Raw genomic sequence first — 18,810 nt, 5'->3', positions numbered from 1 at the left:
AGCGGACTGCGGCGGCCCGGGTCGCGGCGCGGCAACAGCAGGGCGCGGGCGGCGCACTCCCGGAAGCGCGCGGCGAAGACCGCCGAGCCCCCCACTTCGCTCGTCACCAGCGCCTCGAGCTCGTCGGCCTCGAAGTGAAACAGCTCAGCGCCGGGCGGCTGCGCCTCGGTGTCGGGCAACCGCACGACGATGCCGTCGTCCGCTGCGATCGCCGCACCGTCGTAGCCGTGCCGCTCACGGATGCGGGCCGTCACGGCGAGGGCCCACGGGGCGTGCACCGCCATGCCGAAGGGAGAGTGCAGCACCACGCGCCAGTCGCCGAGCTCGTCGCGGAACCGCTCCACGATGAGCGTCTGCTCGCTCGGCAGCTGCCCGGTGGCCTCGGCCTGTTCGCGCAACAGCGCGTCGAGGTTCGCCTCGGCGCGAGCGTCGAGTCCCGCGGCGGCGAGGCGCTCGTGGCGGGCATCCGGCGTCGCGGCCGCGAGTTCGCGCGTCGTGCGCCCGAGCGCTCGTCCAAGTTCAGCTGGCCGGCCCAAGCCGTCGCCCTTCCAGAAGGGCACCTTGCCGGGCTGGCCAAAGGCGGGAGTCACGATGACCTGGTCGTGCGTGATCTCCTGGATGCGCCAGCTCGTGGTGCCGAGCGCAAACACGTCGCCCACGCGTGACTCGTAGACCATCTCTTCGTCGAGCTCGCCGACGCGGCGGCCGTTGCCCTCGCCCGCGATGAAGACCCCGAAGAGCCCGCGGTCGGGAATCGTGCCGCCGCTCGTGACCGCGAGTCGCTGCGCGCCCGGGCGACCCGTGAGGGTGCCATTGACGCGGTCCCACACGACGCGCGGGCGCAACTCGCTGAAGCGATCGCTCGGGTACCGGCCACTCAACAGGTCGAGCACAGCGTCGAAAGCCGAACGCGGCAGGGTGGCGAACGGCGCGCTGCGGCGCACCTGCTCGAACCACTGCTCGATGTCGCACGACTCAAGGGCCACATGAGCCACGGTCTGCTGAGCGAGCACGTCAAGCGGATTCGTGAGCACGCGCAACTCTTCGATGAGTCCCGCGGTCATGCGCTCGCTCGTGACCGTCGCGTGCAGCACGTCGAGCCGGTGCTTGGGCACGAGAACGCCGCGGCTGATCTCGCCGACCTGGTGCCCGGCACGGCCCAAGCGCTGCAGCCCGCTCGCGACGCTCGGTGGCGCCTCGACCTGAATGACGAGGTCGACCGCGCCCATGTCGATGCCGAGCTCGAGGCTGCTCGTCGCAACGACGCACCGCAAGCGGCCGGTCTTGAGCGCCTCTTCGATCTCGCCGCGCTGCTCTTTGCTCACCGAGCCGTGGTGGGCTCGGGCCAAGAGTTCGTCAGACTCGGTTCTCAGTTGGTAGATCTCGTTGAGCCGGGCCGTCAGCCGCTCGGCGAGTCGTCGCGAGTTGGCGAACACGATCGTCGAGCGGTGCTGCAGCACGCGATCGACGATGTCTTCTTCGACGTGCGGCCAGATCGACGGCGTTTGTGGCGCCCCTGAGCCGTCGGGTGAATCGCCCCCGATCGTCGGAGGCTGCGTCATGTCATCGACGGGTACGACGACGCTGAGGTCGAAGGTCTTCGCGGCCGGTGGTTGCACGATCGTCACGGGTTGGGCTCCGCCCAAAAAGCGAGCGACCTCTTCCGGGGGGCGCACGGTCGCCGAGAGACCGACGCGTTGGGCGGGGGTCGCGAGGCGGGCATCCAGTCGCTCTAGCGTGAGGGCCAGGTGTGCGCCGCGCTTCGTGCCCGCGACGGCGTGCACCTCGTCGATGATGACCGTCGTGACGCCGTCAAGCGTCTCGCGCGCGCTCGCCGTGAGCATGAGGTAGAGGCTCTCGGGTGTGGTGATGAGAATGTCGGGCGGCGACTTTTGTAGCGCGCGACGGTCGGCACTCGGGGTGTCGCCACTGCGCACACCGACCGTGATAGACGGCGCCGTGCCGCCGAGGCGCAGAGCCGTCTGCGTCACGCCGATAAGCGGCGAGCGCAGGTTGCGCTCCACGTCAACGCCGAGCGCCTTGAGCGGGCTGATGTAGAGCACGCGCGTGCGCCGGCGCGGATCGTCGGGCGGCGGCTCCGCGGCGAGGCGATCAATCGACCAGAGAAAAGCGGCGAGCGTCTTGCCCGAACCCGTGGGTGCCACGACGAGCGCGTGACGACCCGTCGAGATCGCATCCCACGCGCCCAATTGCGCGGGGGTCGGCGCGGGAAACGCGCCCGTGAACCACTCGCGCGTCGCGGGCGCGAATCGGCCCAGCACGGCGGCGGGCTCGAGGGTGGTCATGACCCCATTGTCGTGGTGCGCGCTGACAGCGCGCGCTCAGGAGTATTGCGCGCGCAAGAACGTGAGCACATCGGCGAGTTCGGCTTCGCTCACACTGTGTCCCAGACCCTCATAGATGCGCTCGGTGAGCGTGCTGTGTTTCGGCAGCCACGACTGCGTGTAATCAACGAACGCCGGCGGAATCACCGCATCGTGCGTGCCGCGCCCCCAAAACACCGGCGGGGCGAGGGCGGCGAGGCGGGCATCCGCGGGCGCATCGCCCTGCACCACAAAGCCCGCGAGCGAGACGGCAAAGTCGAACCGCTCGGGGGCATGACGCAGCAAGTGGATGCTCATCGCCCCACCCTGCGAAAACCCCAGCAGCCCGACCGAGGTGGCCTGCACCCCGTCGAGCCAGTGCAGCAAGCCGCGCGCCGCAGCGTCGGCACCCTCGGATCGGCTCTCGGGCGTCGCCCCCTCGAGCCCGTACCAGGCGTAGCCCGGGCCCGCGCGCAGGGGCGCGCGCACCGAGGCGATGACGGGTTGCAACGGCAAGTGGGGCGACAGTCCGAAGAGGTCACCCTCGTGCGAGCCATAGCCGTGCAGCAGCACGAGCAGGGGTCGCCCGGCGCGGTCGGCTTCGGGGGCCGACCAGATGATGGCCGAGGGGTCGATCAATTGCATGCCGCTCATGAGCCCATCGTGTCAGGTGTGCCCGCGTGGGCGCCGCACGAGACACAATGGAGCATGACCACCGTGCGCACTCCTGATCCGAACCCGGGCTGGCTGTCTGACGACGAGCTCGAGCAGATTCGTCAGCGATTGCCGCTCGTTTATGTCGAAGCCATTCCTGTGCGCGTCGATGGCATGGGTGTCGTCACCGAAGTGGGCGTGCTGTTGCGCGTGAATCCGGCGGGCAGCATTACCCGCACGCTCGTGAGCGGGCGGGTCATGCACGGCGAGACCTTGCGCGATGCGCTCTACCGGCACCTCGAGAAAGATCTCGGGCCTATGGCATTTCCGCAGTTGCCCGCGTCGCCGACGCCGTTCACAGTGGCCGAGTATTTTCCGTTTCCGAGCCCGACCCGCTTTAGCGATGACCGCCAGCACGCGGTCGCTCTCGCCTACGTGGTGCCCGTGACGGGCACGTGCGAGCCGCGGCAAGATGCGCTCGAGCTCACCTGGATGACGCCCGACGAAGCGGCGTCACAGCGCGTTGCCGACGAGCTCGAGGGTGGACGAGGGGCTCTGTTGCGTGCCGGATTGGCATCCGTGGGGGTATTGCCCTAGTAGCTCTACCCCCGAAGGGGGAGGTCGTGACCCCCTGGCTGGGTACAGCGAAGCCCGGATGCGGTGAGTAGGGTGAGATTGGTTCGCTCGAGCGCGAGCGTTCTTCATGTCATTTGGCCGGGGCCCTACCCGACTCTCTTCGGCCTAACGACGCCCCGGGGGGAATCACAGCATCATGGCCGTTTCTACGCTTCGCCGCCGCAAAAGGTTTTTTTCGAGTGTCGCCGTTGTGGCGATCGTCGCGTTGTTCGCGCCGTTCGTCGCCTTCCAGTCGGCAACCGCGGCCGAGGGTGACCCCGACGAGCCGGTGCTCGTTCAGTTCAACAAAGTCGCCATTCCTCCGGCTTCTCTTGCGGCGGTTGGTCCTGCCGAAACCGTCACGTACCAGTTCACGATCAACTGTTCGTCGCTCGAGACCGACTGCCTTGACTTGACGCTGACCGACGGCGTTCCCGAGCCCCTCGTGCTTCAATCCGTGACGACAGCGCAATCGATCCCCCCGATTCAGACGAGCATCACGGGCAACGCGTTCACGGTGCGCATCGTGGACGACCTGGGCGGCGGCCTTGTCGGCCTGCAAGCCGGCACGGGCATCCAGATCAATGCGACCGCGACGGTGCCGGCCAACTTGTCGGCCGACTACGACGGCGCGATCTTGCCCAACACGGCCACCGTGACGGTGTCGAACCGCGAAGACCTTGCGCTTGACCCTCCACGGCCGTCGACGGTGTTGTCGAGCGCCGAGGTGCGTCTTGAGGTCACCCGCACGCTCGCATCGCAGATCACCAAGACGATTACTCCCGCGTCGTCGACGGCGATCGAAGGCACGCCTGTCGCGATGACGCTGGGTGCGACGAACTCGAGCAACGGTTCCGTCGATTCGCTCGTCATTCAAGAGCCGGCCAATCTTTCCTCGAACGTGCTCGACACGCTTCAGGTCACCGGACTGAGCGGGCTCACCTTCCCGTCGGGCGCCGACCGCATTCGGGTTGACTGGTACAACGGGTCGGCGTGGACGACCGGCACGGCATCGGCCACCGCCGCGCTGCCGAGCGGAGTGCCGACTGCCGACATTCAGGCCCTGCGCTTCACCTTCACGAGCTCGACGGGCGGACGCATCGCGATCGGTGGCGTCGCTGCCATCACGGTGGATGCTGCGCTCTCGGCCACGGCGGCACTGGTCACCGAACCAACGACGGTCGTCAATACCGCGTCATCGTGGGTGACGTACGCAGCTGACACCACCCCGCCCGTGCAAGCGAGTGATTCCATCGTCATCGGGCCGCCCAGCATTGGCCCCGTTGCCACCAAGCAATTCGGCGCGACGTATGTGATCGGTGGCGACCAGGTTCTCGTCACGCTCGGCGGATCCAATGGTGGAGATTTCGCCCTGAAAGAGATGACGATTACCGAGCCATCGCCCGGCTCGACGTCTCTCGAGGCTCAGGGTCTCAGCTTTGACAGCTGGGTCGATGCCGACATCGAGTGGCCGATTGGTGCCACGAGCGTCGAAGTGAGCTACAAGTACGACGGCGATCTCGACTACAGCGCTCCGCTGACGTCGACGACGCCCAACACTCTGCCCGACCCGGTCGACCCGGCAGCGGTCACCGACATTCGGGTTCGGTTCCTCAGTTCCCTGCCCCAGGGCATGACGCCGGGGCAATACACCGTGCTTCCGTTCCTGGCCGTGAGCGACCATGTCGTCAGCGACGTGACGACGGTCAACGAAGTGCGTGTCGATGTCGTCACGCTGATCGATGAGACCGCATTTGCGGTGGCGACCGATGACCTCACGCGCCGCACGGCTCGCGTCAACACCGAGGTCTCAAAGGTTGCGACGCCGTCGGAGCTGTATTCCTTCGAAGGCGCGGCAACCGTCGTCTCGATTCCGGCGCGCATTACGCCGCTGCCGACGTCGGCAGTCGATCCCACCGCTTCGACCGTCGGGGCTACGAGCCTCACGGTGACCGACCCGCTCGACGCGACGACCGACGAGTTCTGGAACTACTTCGATCTCAGCGCCATCGTTGCGACGGCCGTGCCGGGCAACACCCTGATGTCGGTCGAGTACTGGGATGGCTCGGCATGGCTCGCCCTTTCCGGCGCGACCGACATTGCTGGCCCGACGTACTTCTCCACCACGATCGATCCGGTATTGCGTGATTCGATCGAGGGCGTGCGGTTTGTCTTCCGCCACGCCACCTACGACACGCTGGGCACGCTCTTGGTGCCGGGCTTCAGTGTGCAGCCCAACCTCTACATGACGTTGCGCGATCAACTGCGCGACGGCACGGGCGAGGCAGCGTCGAACACCCGCGTTGACCCGATCATCATCGACAACGTTGCGCAGAGCCGCGTGGTCAACCCCACGACCGACCCCAGCGAAGCCACTGCTGACGACCCCGCGGGCGTCGAATTGTTGCCGACGGCGGGCGTTGACGGCATCGACAAGACGTGGCTGCCGGTGCCGAGCACGGGTATCGAAGCCGTCATCGCGCGGTCAGAAGACCGCGCAACAGCGCGCATCAGTTGGGGCACGGGTGGCGTACCGTTCGACTCGGTCGTGGTGTCAGACACCGCCGACGACCCGTCGACCACTCCGGTTGCCGACACGGTATTCGACGCGTTCGATCTGGTTCGCATCAAGCCCATTACGTCGACCCTCGACCCGCTCCTCGTTTATGACGCGGTCACGGCGGTTGAACTGTATGTCCCGGGATCGGGCTGGGTTGCCACGAGTACGAACCCCTGTGCTGCCAACGCGTGTGACGGAACATTCCCCGGCTACACACTCACCCTCGCCGAGAGTGCCGCGGCCACGGGAGTGCGCCTCGTCTTTGAAGAGAGCCCGACGCGGGCGACCCTCGCGATCACCGATTCGCAAACGCCGCCCGTCGGCACGGGAGTCGCCCCGGCCGTGACTCTCGATCGCGAGTTCGATCTCGAGTTCGAAGTTCGCGACCAGCGCCGCTCTGACCCCACGGTCGCCGTGCTGGGTTCGACGCGCGAGGCCCTGTACAACATCCCTAGCGAGTTTGGACTGGTGCGCAACACCGCGCGCGTCGACGGGCGTGACGCGACCCAGTCGGTGCTGTTCTCGCAAACGGCTGCTGACGACATCCTCATTCTCGACTCTCCGTTGACGGTGTCGATCTCGAAGACCTGGGTCGATGGCCCGCTCGGCACGCCGCCCGCCGGTACGCCCCAGGCCTTGTACCCCCGCGCGCGCATGACGATCGATGCGACCAACGAGTCCGTCGTGCGTGTTAATGAGCTCGCGGTGCTCGACCCCGTCGCCGGCACCGACCCCTTCGATGCGGTCAACCTCTTCGACATCGTGACGATCACGGTTCCGAGTGGTGCCACCGCCACCGAAGTGCGCCTCGAGCGCGAGAGTGGCGCGATCGACGTGTTCACGCGCACCGCGGCACTCGCCCTCACGACGGCACAACTGGCTGATGTCGTGGGAATCGAAGTTGTTCACACAGGACGCATCGACGTGCTCGCTGATACGCGCATCGTGCTCGACACCCAGTTGCGCGCAGAGCTGCGCAGTGCGCCGGGAACGATCGTCAACTCCGTGAGCAGCGGTGTCGTCGACAACACGGCCGAAGCCCGCGTCGTCGACCCGGGTGGAGTTACGGTGCCCCCGGTGGGTGAGACCGACAACACCGTCACGGCGCAAGACTCGGCCTCGGTCACGGTTGTCGACTACACCTACGGTGTGACGGCGACCAAGGGCATCGTAGCCGACACGACGGCGACCCCGGCGACCCCGGCGACGCAGATCGAGGGCAACTCGCGCGTGGCCACGGTCACTCTGACGGGCCAACCGTCGGGCACCGTGCGGTCGACCGACATGCAGTTTGAGGACATTAGCCCGACGTTCTGGAACGCCTACAACTTCACGGCGTTTGGCTCCCACTCGTTCGCCACGCCGATCAACCGGGTCAAGGTCGACGTGCTCATCGGCGTCGACTATGTCATCGACGGTCTGACCGGAGATATCAGTGTCGAGTGTGGCGGTAGCGCAAACCTCGACGCGTGTTGGGTCAATGGCACGTTCTCGAGCTCGCTCGCCCTGCCGACCCTGCCTCCCGGGGCCACCACCGCCGACATTCGCGGCATTCGTGCGCAATACACGCGTGCTGACGGCGCCACGTGGGAGCGCCCGTTCAACCCGACGCAGACGCTGCGGTTCACTGCTACGCGCCGCGATGTGCTCGTCGAGCCTGCGGGCGACCCCGTGCCCTCGACGCTGTACATCTACACCCAGCCGGCGCCGGGTGAAGCCACGGTTGGTGTCTTTACCAATGACGTCACGGTGACGTCGTGGGCCGATAACGGGGTGGATGCTCCGCTCTGGCAAGCGACCGATGACGACACCAAGCAGATCTTGTTCCAGCACCGCCCTGCCAAGGTGCAGATCATCAAGACTCCCTTTGGCCCGCTCACGCTCGGTGCCCCGATTCCCTACGAGATCGAGGTCACCAACCGCGGAACCGGTCTCGATAAGCAGCTCACCGGCCTCGAGATTGTCGACCTCATTCCCGTCGACGTCACGGGTCCGCAGCTCGTCGTGGGTATTGACCCCGAAACCGACCTGCCCTACGACCCGCAAGACGTCATCACGATCGAGGTCGTTGATGAGGCGAACAACCCTGTCACCGCCCCGAGCTTCACGGCCGTGCTGGGCACAGCCGAGCTGACCGGTCAAGAGCTCACGATCACGATTGACCCCAGCTTCGTTCTCGAGCATGACTGGTCGATGACGATCAGCGTGCCGATGCAGTTCCGCCAGTTCTTCGAGTCGGGTAGTGCGACCGAGAACTTTGTTCTGAACGCCGCCACCGTGACGTCAGACCAACCGTTCGACGAGTGCACGCCGGCAACCGACGGAACGCTGGACCCGACGATCGTCGAGGTCGCCTCGTGCACGGCGACGACGCGCGTGTGGGCTCTGCCGAGCGCCCCGATGTCGATCATCAAGGGTGTCAAGGGTGTTGAAGCGGGCCCGCTTGACACCGACGGTACGCCGCTCATCGACCCTGCCACGGGTGACCCCTATGACGACCTCGGGGTCATCAAGACGGTGCCGGCAAACCCCGCCGACTGCACCGCACCGACTCTCGCCGTCGCCGGCGATGAGTATTACCGCTACCCCTGTGTGCCCATCACCCGACCGGGCGGAACAGAAGAGTGGGTCGGCTACTTCTTCAACGCCGGAAACGTGCGCGTGTACCAGATCTCGTCGATTGATGTGCTGCCGCGCGCGAACGACCGCGGTGTCATCATCAACGACGCACGCAACTCACGGTGGGCGCCGATCTTGCTGGAGCGACCGCGCCTCATCGGCTACCCCGAGGCGGCCTTGACGGTGTACTACACCAGTCGCCTCGACATGGCGACTCCCGCGTGCAACGGCGCCGACATCCAAAACGACCTCGGCATGAGCCCCACGAGCGACCCGCCCATGGTCGAGGCCTATTGGCCTTGTGTGGGGAGCGCCGCTGCGGGTGGCCTTGCTGATCGCGCCAACCCGGCCACGGGGTGGCAGGTCATGCCGGCCGTGCCATCGACGGCTCTGCTCGAGAGCGTTGTCGCGATGAAGTTCGTCATCGACTTCGAAGATGGCGGCATTGTTCCCGTCGGCCTCGCCCCGGGCGAGTCGGTCACGATCGCCTACAAGACGCGCACGGCTCTCGAGCCCGTCTTGCGCGAGACCACGCCGAACCTGGCGCGCGACTCGATCGCCTACAACTCAATCGCCGGTGCCGCACGCGGCTTCGACGGCGTCAACGACCTGCCGTACCGGTTCGTGACCGAGCCGCGCAAGGTGGGTATTGCTCTCGCGACGGGTGCGGTTGATCTGGCCAAGGTCATCAACGGCGCTGCCGCGTCGTTCGCTCCGTCGACCGTGCGGGTTGACCTTGCGTGCACCCTCGACATTGACGGTGCGGGAACTGTGCATAGCCCCGAGCCGATCGAGTTGCTCGACAGCGCCGGAGTCGATCGCACGCCGTTCACGCTGACCGGAAATGCCGCGGCGACGCGCATCCTCGGCATTCCGCTCTATGCGGTCTGCGATGTCAGCGAGGTCGGCACGACAGGAGCGACCACGACCGTCATCACGCCGGAGCAAGTCGTGTCGCGGGCACTGCCGTCGAGCCCGTCGATCGTGGTGAACCCTGTGCCCGCGTTTGATTCGCGACCCGCCATCGAACAAAGCACGGTCACGAATACCTACGACCTCGCGGGGTTGACGATCACCAAGACCGTCGACATGAACGGCGCGGTGAACGCGGCGGGGCAGCCGATCATGCAGACCGGATTCAACTTCTCCATCGCGTGCACCTTCGACAACGGTTCGGGCCCGACTGCGCTCACCGTGACGCCGGCGACGTTCACCCTCAACAACGGTGGTTCGCGCACGTACACCGGACTACCGGCTGGTGCGGTGTGCACTGTCACCGAGACTCAGACTCGGGGGGCGAGTGTCGTCAGCAAGGTCATCACGACGGGCGGTGTTCCGGCGGCACCGACCCCGGGCGCCGCGTCGATCGTGACGCTCGCTCCGAACAACGGTCTGGGTCAGGCGACGAACACCATTGACTACACCAACGAGTTCTACGTCGGCCGACTGACCGTCAACAAATCGATCACCGGCGCGGGAGCGACGGCGCCGTACGACTTTGGTGACGGTGAGTTCACGGTGCGCGTGAGCTGCACTCGTGCCTCGAGCTCGATCTCACCCGCGACGCAGCCCCCGGGCGCACCCGCGACGGCCGTATGGTTTGGTGACCTCACCTTCAGCAAGAGCACTCAGCTCACTCAGACCATCGAGAACATTCCCGTTGGGTCGAGCTGCACGATCAGTGAGCCCGGCAGTGCTGGGGCGACGAACGTCTCGATCCAGACGCCGAACCCCGTCACCACAACCGGCAACGCTGCGGGAACCTCGACGGTGACACGCACCGTGACCAACCGCTTCGACCTCGCGTCGCTGAGAGTGGGCAAGACGGTGTTGACGGATGCCGAAGATGCCAGCGGCAACCCGGTGTACCCGGTCGACCCGTTTGCGTTCTCGGTCGTCTGCACCTTCCAAGGCGACACGGTAATCGCCGACACGTTTGCGTCGTCTCCGATGACGTTCGAGCTCCGGCACGCGGAAACGCGAACGCTCACGGGCTTGCCCGCGGGTGCATCGTGCGCGGTCACCGAGACCAATGATCAAGACGCCGACTCAACTTCCATCGTGCAAACTGTCAACGCGACCTCGACGTCCGTTGTCGGAACGGCGACGACGATCGCGTCACTCGCCGCGAACGGTGGCACGCTCGTTGCACCCGTGACGACGAACTCGACGCAGTTCACCAACCGGTATGGGGTTACGAGCTTCACGATCACGAAGGATGTGATTGGTGGTGGCGGAACCCAGTTCGCTCCGGCGAGCTTCACCGCGAACCTCGTCTGCACAGCGCCCATCGTCGGTGAGTCGTACAACGGTGACGTCACTGTGCCGGCGAATGGCTTCGTGACGATTGAGAACCTGGCTGACGGCTCGACGTGCACCGTATTCGAGCGCAATGTCGCCGCGACGGGAGCCGATGCACACCGCATCGTCGACGACTCGGGCGCTGTGATCTCGGGAGAAGACATTCTCATCACGGCGGCCGAGCCTGGACGCGTGACGCTCGAGAACTACTACATGACCGGCGAGCTTGAGGTCACGAAGACCGTGCTCGGTGCGGGAGCGTCGTATGGCGACGGTCCGTTCGAGGTTACGCTCGCATGTGAGCGCGACGGCATCGCGGTTGACATCGCGGGCGGGGCAACCCGCGAGCTGTTGCCCAATGGCACGGTGACCTACACGTTGCTGCCGAGTGGCGCCGAGTGCACGCTGACCGAGAGTGACCGGGCGGGGGCGACGTCGAGTCGCATCCTCGATGCCGGTGGAAATGAGTTGACCGACTCGGTCACCACCGGGCACACCTTCACCGTGACGGTCGACGACACCAACCTGGTGGAGTTCGATAACCAAGCGCAACCGGCTCTCGAGGTGGAGAACACCTTCGAGCTCGCGGCTCTCGACGTGACGAAGACTGTGTCGAGCGCAGCGCGCGACACCGACGGCACCCCGATCGGCTTTGGGCCCTTCCCTGTGTCGGTGAGCTGCACGTTCGAAGGCGATGCCGTCTACGGCACCGGCTTTGATGCGGCGACGCCGATGCAGCGTGACCTCGAAGACGGTGAGACATGGTCGCTCACGGGGCTGCCCGACGGCGCGTCGTGCACCATCACCGAAACCAACACGATGGATGCCGCGGCGACGCGCGTTGTCACCGTTGTCGATGCTGGCGCAGCGACGACGACGACGGGTGACTCCGCGACGGTGACGCTCGGTACGACGACGACGGCCGAAATCGAGAACGACTACACGGTCGGGTCGATCGAGCTGACGAAGACCGTTGTGGGCGATGGGGCCGACGCATGGGCGGATGCTCCGTTCACCGTCGACGTGACGTGTGAGCTCGATGACGCGACGGGAACACGCACGGTCTTCAGTGACACGTTCACGTTCATGCGTGGCGACGACCCGGTGACGATCGAGAACATCGCGACCGGGGCCGTGTGTACGGTCACCGAAACCGCCACCGGAGGCGCATCGTCGACAACCGTGTCGATCGATGGCACGAGCGTTGACGGCGTCACCGCCGATGCGACGATCGCTGACACGCTGGTCGAGGTCGAGGTGACGAACACCTTCGCTCTGGGTGAGGTGCTCGTCGAAAAGATGCGCAATGGCGATGGTGCTGCAACGTGGGGTGCCGGGCCGTTCGAGGTCGAACTCACGTGCGTGCGCACGGTCGATGGAGTCGAGCAAACGATCGACATCCCCGGCGGAGCTACTCGCCCGTTGTCGTCTGACTCGTTTTACCGCGCGGTCTACAGCGACCTTCCGCTCGACGCGGTCTGCTCGCTGGAAGAGACCACGACCGCGGGTGCCACGAGCACGAGTATTGATGTCGATTCGGTGACGGTTGCCGCCGCCCCCGTGGGATTCGTCGTCACCAATACCTTCGATGTCGGCTCGGTTGAGATCGAGAAGACGTTTGCGGGTGACGGCACTGGTCAGTTCGTTCAGGGACCGTTCGAAGCCTCGCTCGCCTGCACGCTCGAAATTGATGGGGTCGTGACTGACCTCCCGATTCCGGGTGGGGCCGTGCGCGAGCTGACCGAGCTCAACGGCTACCGCAATAGCTGGAGTCAGATTCCGGCTGGTGCCGATTGCACCGTGACCGAGACGAAGACGGGCGGCGCAACGAGCAGCGAATTCACCGGCGGTGAGTTCGTCATGGGTGCCGGAGACGTGCACCAGGTGTCACTGGAGAACACGTTCTTGCTCGCTGCCTTCTCGATCACGAAAGAGCTGGCCGGCCCGTTCGCGTTCGAGGCACGTGATCTCACCTTTGTGATCGAGACGTCGTGCATCTGGGATCGCGACGGCGAACTCGTTCCGTTGCTGCCGGGCGGCTGGCCGGTGCCCGATCCCGACCCGAGCGCGCCACCCGTGGTTGATCCTCAGACGAGCGTGATCTCGGAGATCTCTGACGGAGTCACGGTGACCTTCGAAAACCTTCCCGCCACCGCGGAGTGTTCGATCTCTGAAGTCGACAGCGGAGGAGCCACGGCACAGCTCGTCTGGGTTGGGGGTGTGCTGCAGCTCGGTGACCTCACACTCGAGGGCGGCCTCAACGACTCGACCCTCTCGAACGTGTTCATGATCACGCTCGCCGAGACCGGTGTTGAGATCATGCTCTGGCTCTGGGTTATTGGTGCGCTGCTCTTTAGCGGCGTGGTGCTCGTCATGATCGCGCGACGCCGAGCCACCGCCTAGGCGGGACGACGCGGTCGCATCAACGACGGGCCCCGGCAGAGTGGATGCTCTGCCGGGGCCCGTGCCCGTTAAGGGTGTGACATGCGCGACTTAGCGCCCGCGGCGCTGGCCGCCCGACGAGTTCGACCGCACAACCTGGCCCACGCGGATTCCGCCCGCGCTCGCGCCGGCAGCTGATGATGCCCGGCGCGAGCCCTGGCGGGCACGGGGGGCGGCAGTGGACTCGGAGCGCGGGGCGTCGGTGCGCGGAGCATCCGTTCGCGGGGCCGCGCTACGAGGCGCACCCGATGCGGCGGTCGACGACGAACCCGAGCGGCGTTGGCCTCCCTGGCCGCCACGACCACCACGGGCGGGCTGAGCTTGGCCGTCGCGGTTGGCGCGCTTGCGCTGAGCGTTGGCGCCTTGCGAGCGCCCGCCGCCTTCGGGCTGGCGCTGAAGCACAGCGGGCAGCTCGTGCGCAGCCACACGGGGTGCGACCTCGCCGATCAGTCGCGTCACCGCGGCCGACTCGGTTGTGACCTGTTGCGGCTGCACGCGAATCGCGGCCTTGCGCAAAAGGTCGGCCGTGTCACGGCGCTGTTCAGGCAGCACGAGCGTCACGACGTCGCCCGCGGCTCCGGCGCGGGCGGTGCGGCCCGAGCGGTGCAGGTAGGCCTTGTGCTCCATGGGCGGGTCGACGTGGATGACGAGTTCGATGTCATCGACGTGCACGCCGCGTGCCGCGACATCCGTCGCCACCAAGACGCGCACGCTGCCGTCGCCGAACGCGGCGAGGTTGCGGTCGCGGGCCGGCTGCGAGAGGTTGCCGTGCAGGTCAACGGCGGGGATGCCCTGCTCGGTGAGCGCCTTGGCGAGCTTCTTGGCGGTGTGCTTGGTGCGCATGAAGAGGATGCGGCGGCCACTGCCCGAGGCGAGTGCGGTGATCATGCGCTTCTTCTCGTCGGCGCCCGAGAGCTCGAACACGTGGTGCGTCATGTCGGCGACGGGAGAGTTGGCCTCGTCGACCGAGTGCATGACGGGGTTGTGCAAGAACTGCTTGACGAGCTTGTCGACCCCGTTGTCGAGGGTCGCACTGAACAGCAGGCGCTGACCGTCGGTGGGGGTGGCCTTCATGATGCGCGTGACGCCGGGCAAGAAGCCGAGGTCGGCCATGTGGTCGGCCTCGTCGAGCACGGTGATCTCGACTGCGTTGAGCGTCACGAAGCCCTGCTTCATGAGGTCTTCGAGGCGGCCGGGGCACGCGACGATGATGTCGACGCCCGCGTTGAGGGCCTGCACCTGGCGGTTTTGCGAGACGCCGCCGAAGATCGTCGTGGTCGTGAGTCCGTACGCCTTGGCGAGCGGCTCGAGCACGGCGTTGATTTGCGTGGCGAGTTCGCGCGTCGGTGCGAGCACCATGCCGAGCGGGGCGCCCTTGCGGCGTGATCCGCCCGCAAGGCGCGTGCCAAGGCGCGCGACCATCGGAATCGAGAAGGCCAGGGTCTTGCCCGAGCCCGTCTTGCCGCGGCCGAGCACGTCGCGCCCCGCGAGGGTGTCGGGCAGGGTGTCGACCTGAATGGGGAAGGCTTCGGTCTTGCCCTGCGCGGTCAGGACCTCAACGAGCGGGTACGGAACGCCGAGGGCGCTAAAGGTGGTGTTCTGGGTAGTCATGGTGGTGCCTTTCGAGCGTGCGCGATTCCGGGCATCCGCGACCGAATGGTCAGGATGCGGTGCGCACGATGGATACGCGCGGCAGCAGGAATCGAAGTGGCGACGGCGGCAGTGGCCGACATCGTTCGCCGTGAGAAAGTATCGAACCGTCTGGATGCGCGAGTCGGTGCGCGTGCAGCGGGAAGAGGAAGCGTTCTACGACGCAGGAGAGCTGAGAACAGTTCTGCCTATGGGTCAACCGTAGCAGGTCGCCCTGTGGGGAGCGGCTCAGAGCACGAGCCGCCCGTCGCCGTAGCGCTCGCCGACCGGAATCTCGACGTCCACGACGTTGCCGGGCGGGGCGAGCGGGCACGCCCACGCCTCGTCATAGGCGCACGAGGGGTTGTACGCAAAGTTGAAGTCGAGCACGAGCGACCACGGCGCGCGGCCCCCGCCGAGGTCGGCGCCCTTCACGGTGTCGAGCAGGTATCGGCCGCCGCCGTAGGTGCCTCCGGGCACGCGCGAGAGGGCGTCGCGCACCGGAACGAAGAGCCCGCCTCCGTATGAGGCGAGCCGCCAGACGTCGAGCGTGCCGACGCCGGGCACGTCGACGAGGCCGAGTCGCTCGAACGGCACGACTCCGTCGGTGCCCGTGGTCACCTCGATGCGCGCCGGCTCAGCATCCTGAATCACGCACTCCAACCGCCACGCAGGGTCGTAGGGCTTGACGCGCAGGCCCGTGAACGACTCGCGATCGGCCGGCAGTAGCGGCGAGGCGGGGTGGTGCGCAAAGAGCTCGTCGCGCGTGCGGCGCCAGTGGTCGTGCGCGGCGACGAGGTCGGTCGCGGCCCGCAGCTCGGCATAGAGCGCGGCGATCTGGCGCCGCCAGTCAGCGACGGCAAGAGCGTCGATGGCCCGGTCAGGCGTGATGGATGCGCCGCTCACGCCGCGCCTCCCGCCACGCCAAACTGCGCGGCCCACCCGGGCGCGAGCTTCGCAATCTTTCGCCCGCGCAGCCGCCACAACACCGCGAACCCGAGCCACGCGAACGGAGTCAGCAGCCCCGCCCGAACGTCGAGCGTGTCGTGAAAGCGGGTGCGCGTCTCGGGGCTGAGCGGGTTGGGGCTGACGGCCATGCGGTGGTGCCAACTCGTCACGAGCGTCATGGGCCCGCTCACGGGACCGCCTTCGTCGTGCACGATGCGCGTGCCGTCCAGCTGCGTCTCGTCGCGCACACGAATCACCTGCGAACCCATCGGCAGCACACCGAGCATGCGCAAGCGCACGCGATGCTCGGTGTTCGCCCACCGTTCGGGAAACCCTTCGGGCTCGAGCGACTCGGCCGTCGTGATCGGCCCCGCGACGGCGCGAAACACCGCGGGGGAGTGCAGGGCCTCCCACGCCGCATCGGCCGGACAGTCGAGCAAGAGATCAAGTCGCACGCGCATGTGCCCAGTCTGCGGCACGTCGATACGATCGACCTGTGACCGGCCTTATTGACAGCACCGCCCCTGACGAGCAGACGCGCTACCAGGTGCGATTCGATGTCGGGCTCGATGGCGCGCGTCGCATCGGTGCCTCGGCACACCTTCTCGTGTGGTGCGACGGCCTCGCGACCGAGCCCGTGCCGACGGATGCTCTGCCGCCGCACCTCGAGGTGATCGACGCGCGCTGCGGCGCCGCGTCCGCGATCGCGCAGCGGTTGCTCGAGCTGCAGGCTGCGCGCGGTGAGCGCACGATGGTGGCGGTCGTGGCTGCCGGGGCTCCCGTGCAGGCGCCGGAGGGCATCCCGGTCGAAGATCACTTGCTCGCGGGTGCCGTGATCGACGCGCTCGGCGCCGTGGGCATCGACGCGACGAGCCCCGAAGCGGCCGTTGCCGCGGCGGGCTACCAGGGTCTGCGTGGGGCCGTTGCGCACATGCTGAGCGCGTCGGTGGGCGGCCGAACCCTCGCCGCCGCCGAGGGCGGCGAGGCTCTGAGCGCGGCGCGTGCGCGCTGGGAATCGACCGAACTCGTCGTGCTGCGGGAATTCGATCTGACAGCCTGAGGTTGTGCCGAGAGACCGGCATCACTCGACCGCAGGAGGACCCATGAAGGCTCACGTCAACGGCACCGTCATCGCCGAAGCTCCCGAAAGCGAGCTCATCAAGATTGAGGGCAACTGGTACTTTCCGCCGTCGAGCATCGTCGAGGGGATGCTCACCACGAGCCCGACGCCCTACACCTGCCCGTGGAAGGGTGAGTGCCAGTACTTCACCGTGACCGTCGACGGCCAGAGCCTGCCCGACCGCGCGTGGAGCTACCCGACTCCCTACCCGAGCGGCATCGAGCGCGTCGGCAAAGACTTCAGCAACTACGTCGCCTTCTGGAAAGAGGTGAGCGTCAGCGAATAGCTGACCTCAGCGCAGCGGGGCGGCGTTCGACGACTGGTCGCGCCACGTGATGATGGCCGCCCGGCTGAACCCGCGCGAGCATCGTCCGCACGAGAGCTCGCGGGTCGGGCGGCGAAACCGCACGAACTCGTGGCCTTGGGGGCACGAGCCGTGCCACCGTGCGCGCTCGTCGGCGATGGGCCCACTGTGGGTGACCCCGCCGACGTAGCCGAGCTCGCGGGCAATGCGTCGCCACTCGGGGCCGTGGCCCGTGCGCGGTCCCGCGAGCGCGTGCGCGACCTCGTGCAGCAGCACCTGGTGAATGTCATCGTCGTCGAAGCGATGCGCCAGGTGCCGAGACACGGTGATGCGTTTGCGCGAGAAGTCACACAGACCGGCTCGTCGTGTGGCGCGGTCGAAGTCGAAGCTCCACGACGCATCGAGGTGCAGTGCGATGAGGGCCGATGCCCAGTGCCGCACGCGCTCGAGATCGCTCACAGTGTGATGCTAAAGGGCACCGCCGACCTCAGTCGCGCGGCGCGAGTGTGACCTGCAGAAGCCGGTCGTCTGTCGGCCCGGGAATGCCATTGACGTCGGTGTTGCTCGTCAACAGCAAGAGCGTGCCGTCAGGTCCCGCGACCGAATCGCGAATGCGGCCTAACTCGCCGACGAAGTAGGCCGTGCTGACGCTGGGGTCAGCGATGTCGATGGCCCACAGCCGCTTGCCCCTCAGCGATGCCATGAACAGTGTGTCGCCGACGATGCCGAGTCCGCTGGGACTCGCGGCACTCGTCGGCCACTGCTGCACTGGGTCAATGAAGCCCGCTTGCCCGCCGATTCCTTCAATGAGTGGCCAGCCATAGTTGGCACCGGCGTCGATGCGGTTGAGCTCATCCCACGTGTTTTGACCGAGCTCTGACGCCCACAGTTGCCCCGTGCTGTCGAACACCAGGCCCTGGGGGTTTCGGTGCCCGTATGAGTAGACGTACGAGCCGGGGAAGGGGTTGTCGGCAGGCACCTCCCCCTCCGGGGTCATGCGCAAGATCTTGCCGGCGAGCGAACGAAGGTTCTGCGCTTCGTCGACGAAGCGCGCATCGCCCGCCGTGGCGTACAGCATCCCGTCAGGTCCGAAGGCCAGACGACCGCCGTTGTGCGTGCGCGCTTTCGGGATGCCCGTGAGCAGCACCTCGAGTTCACCCAGTTCATACGACCCCGGTGCGCCGGTCACCTCGATGCGCACGATGCGGTTGTCGCGGGCAGCCGTGAAGTAGGCGTAGAGGTAGGGCGTGCCGGTGTCGCGCGCGGCAATGCCGAGAAGCCCCCCTTCGCCGCC

At 66.8% G+C, this 18,810-nt stretch carries 11 protein-coding genes; 4 read left to right on the top strand and 7 right to left on the bottom strand.

Annotated features, from left to right (window positions below):
• Both SFU54_RS01955 and SFU54_RS01950 read right to left on the bottom strand, forming a co-directional pair.
• Nucleotides 1-2,306: DEAD/DEAH box helicase (locus tag SFU54_RS01955; protein ID WP_319014636.1), on the bottom strand; the 2,306-nt coding region annotated here is incomplete at its 3' end.
• A gap of 36 nt (nt 2,307-2,342) precedes the next feature.
• Nucleotides 2,343-2,978, bottom strand: a complete 636-nt coding sequence (locus tag SFU54_RS01950; protein ID WP_319014635.1) for an alpha/beta hydrolase — start codon at nt 2,976-2,978, stop codon at nt 2,343-2,345.
• 54 nt (nt 2,979-3,032) lie between these two features.
• On the opposite strand from SFU54_RS01950, the gene SFU54_RS01945 reads away from it, so the two are divergent.
• Nucleotides 3,033-3,575, top strand: coding sequence for an NUDIX hydrolase family protein (locus SFU54_RS01945; protein ID WP_319014634.1), 543 nt, complete (start codon nt 3,033-3,035; stop codon nt 3,573-3,575).
• A 175-nt stretch (nt 3,576-3,750) separates the two neighbouring features.
• The gene (locus tag SFU54_RS01940) at nt 3,751-13,476 is read left to right on the top strand and encodes a DUF5979 domain-containing protein (RefSeq protein ID WP_319014633.1); all 9,726 of its coding nucleotides are present in this window, start codon (nt 3,751-3,753) and stop codon (nt 13,474-13,476) included.
• A 90-nt stretch (nt 13,477-13,566) separates the two neighbouring features.
• On the opposite strand, the gene SFU54_RS01935 is transcribed toward SFU54_RS01940, so the two are convergent.
• From SFU54_RS01935 to SFU54_RS01925, 3 genes are all read right to left on the bottom strand, one after another.
• The gene (locus tag SFU54_RS01935) at nt 13,567-15,126 is read right to left on the bottom strand and encodes a DEAD/DEAH box helicase (protein WP_319014632.1); all 1,560 of its coding nucleotides are present in this window, start codon (nt 15,124-15,126) and stop codon (nt 13,567-13,569) included.
• Nucleotides 15,127-15,393: 267 nt separating this feature from the next.
• Entirely contained in the window at nt 15,394-16,050 is a 657-nt protein-coding gene (locus SFU54_RS01930) for a DUF1684 domain-containing protein (RefSeq protein WP_319014631.1), read from the bottom strand.
• Complete coding sequence (locus tag SFU54_RS01925; protein ID WP_319014630.1) at nt 16,047-16,553, bottom strand: hypothetical protein; 507 nt, start codon at nt 16,551-16,553, stop codon at nt 16,047-16,049. The genes SFU54_RS01930 and SFU54_RS01925 overlap by 4 nt, the downstream gene beginning before the upstream one ends.
• A 35-nt stretch (nt 16,554-16,588) precedes the next feature.
• On the opposite strand from SFU54_RS01925, the gene SFU54_RS01920 reads away from it, so the two are divergent.
• Entirely contained in the window at nt 16,589-17,152 is a 564-nt protein-coding gene (locus tag SFU54_RS01920) for a hypothetical protein (protein ID WP_319014629.1), read from the top strand.
• A gap of 43 nt (nt 17,153-17,195) precedes the next feature.
• Nucleotides 17,196-17,498, top strand: coding sequence for a DUF427 domain-containing protein (locus SFU54_RS01915; RefSeq protein WP_319014628.1), 303 nt, complete (start codon nt 17,196-17,198; stop codon nt 17,496-17,498).
• 6 nt (nt 17,499-17,504) lie between these two features.
• Here SFU54_RS01915 and SFU54_RS01910 read toward each other — a convergent pair whose 3' ends face one another.
• Entirely contained in the window at nt 17,505-17,975 is a 471-nt protein-coding gene (locus SFU54_RS01910; RefSeq protein ID WP_319014627.1) for a SprT-like domain-containing protein, read from the bottom strand.
• Nucleotides 17,976-18,003: 28 nt separating this feature from the next.
• The coding region (locus SFU54_RS01905; RefSeq protein WP_319014626.1) for a PQQ-dependent sugar dehydrogenase at nt 18,004-18,810 on the bottom strand (807 nt) is incomplete at its 5' end.

The organism is Microcella sp. (assembly GCF_033763155.1).
Lineage (GTDB): Bacteria > Actinomycetota > Actinomycetes > Actinomycetales > Microbacteriaceae > Microcella.
The sequence above is the reverse complement of the archived record's forward strand: the minus strand, read 5'-3'. Positions and strand labels throughout refer to the sequence as shown.

Excerpts from the sequence above, each read along its gene's own strand:
- SFU54_RS01915 (WP_319014628.1), top strand. The coding sequence starts at position 17,196 with ATGAAGGCTCACGTCAACGGCACCGTCATCGCCGAAGCTCCCGAAAGC.
- SFU54_RS01925 (WP_319014630.1), bottom strand. The coding sequence starts at position 16,553 with ATGCGCGTGCGACTTGATCTCTTGCTCGACTGTCCGGCCGATGCGGCG.
- SFU54_RS01950 (WP_319014635.1), bottom strand. The coding sequence starts at position 2,978 with ATGAGCGGCATGCAATTGATCGACCCCTCGGCCATCATCTGGTCGGCC.
- SFU54_RS01940 (WP_319014633.1), top strand. The coding sequence starts at position 3,751 with ATGGCCGTTTCTACGCTTCGCCGCCGCAAAAGGTTTTTTTCGAGTGTC.
- SFU54_RS01945 (WP_319014634.1), top strand. The coding sequence starts at position 3,033 with ATGACCACCGTGCGCACTCCTGATCCGAACCCGGGCTGGCTGTCTGAC.
- SFU54_RS01935 (WP_319014632.1), bottom strand. The coding sequence starts at position 15,126 with ATGACTACCCAGAACACCACCTTTAGCGCCCTCGGCGTTCCGTACCCG.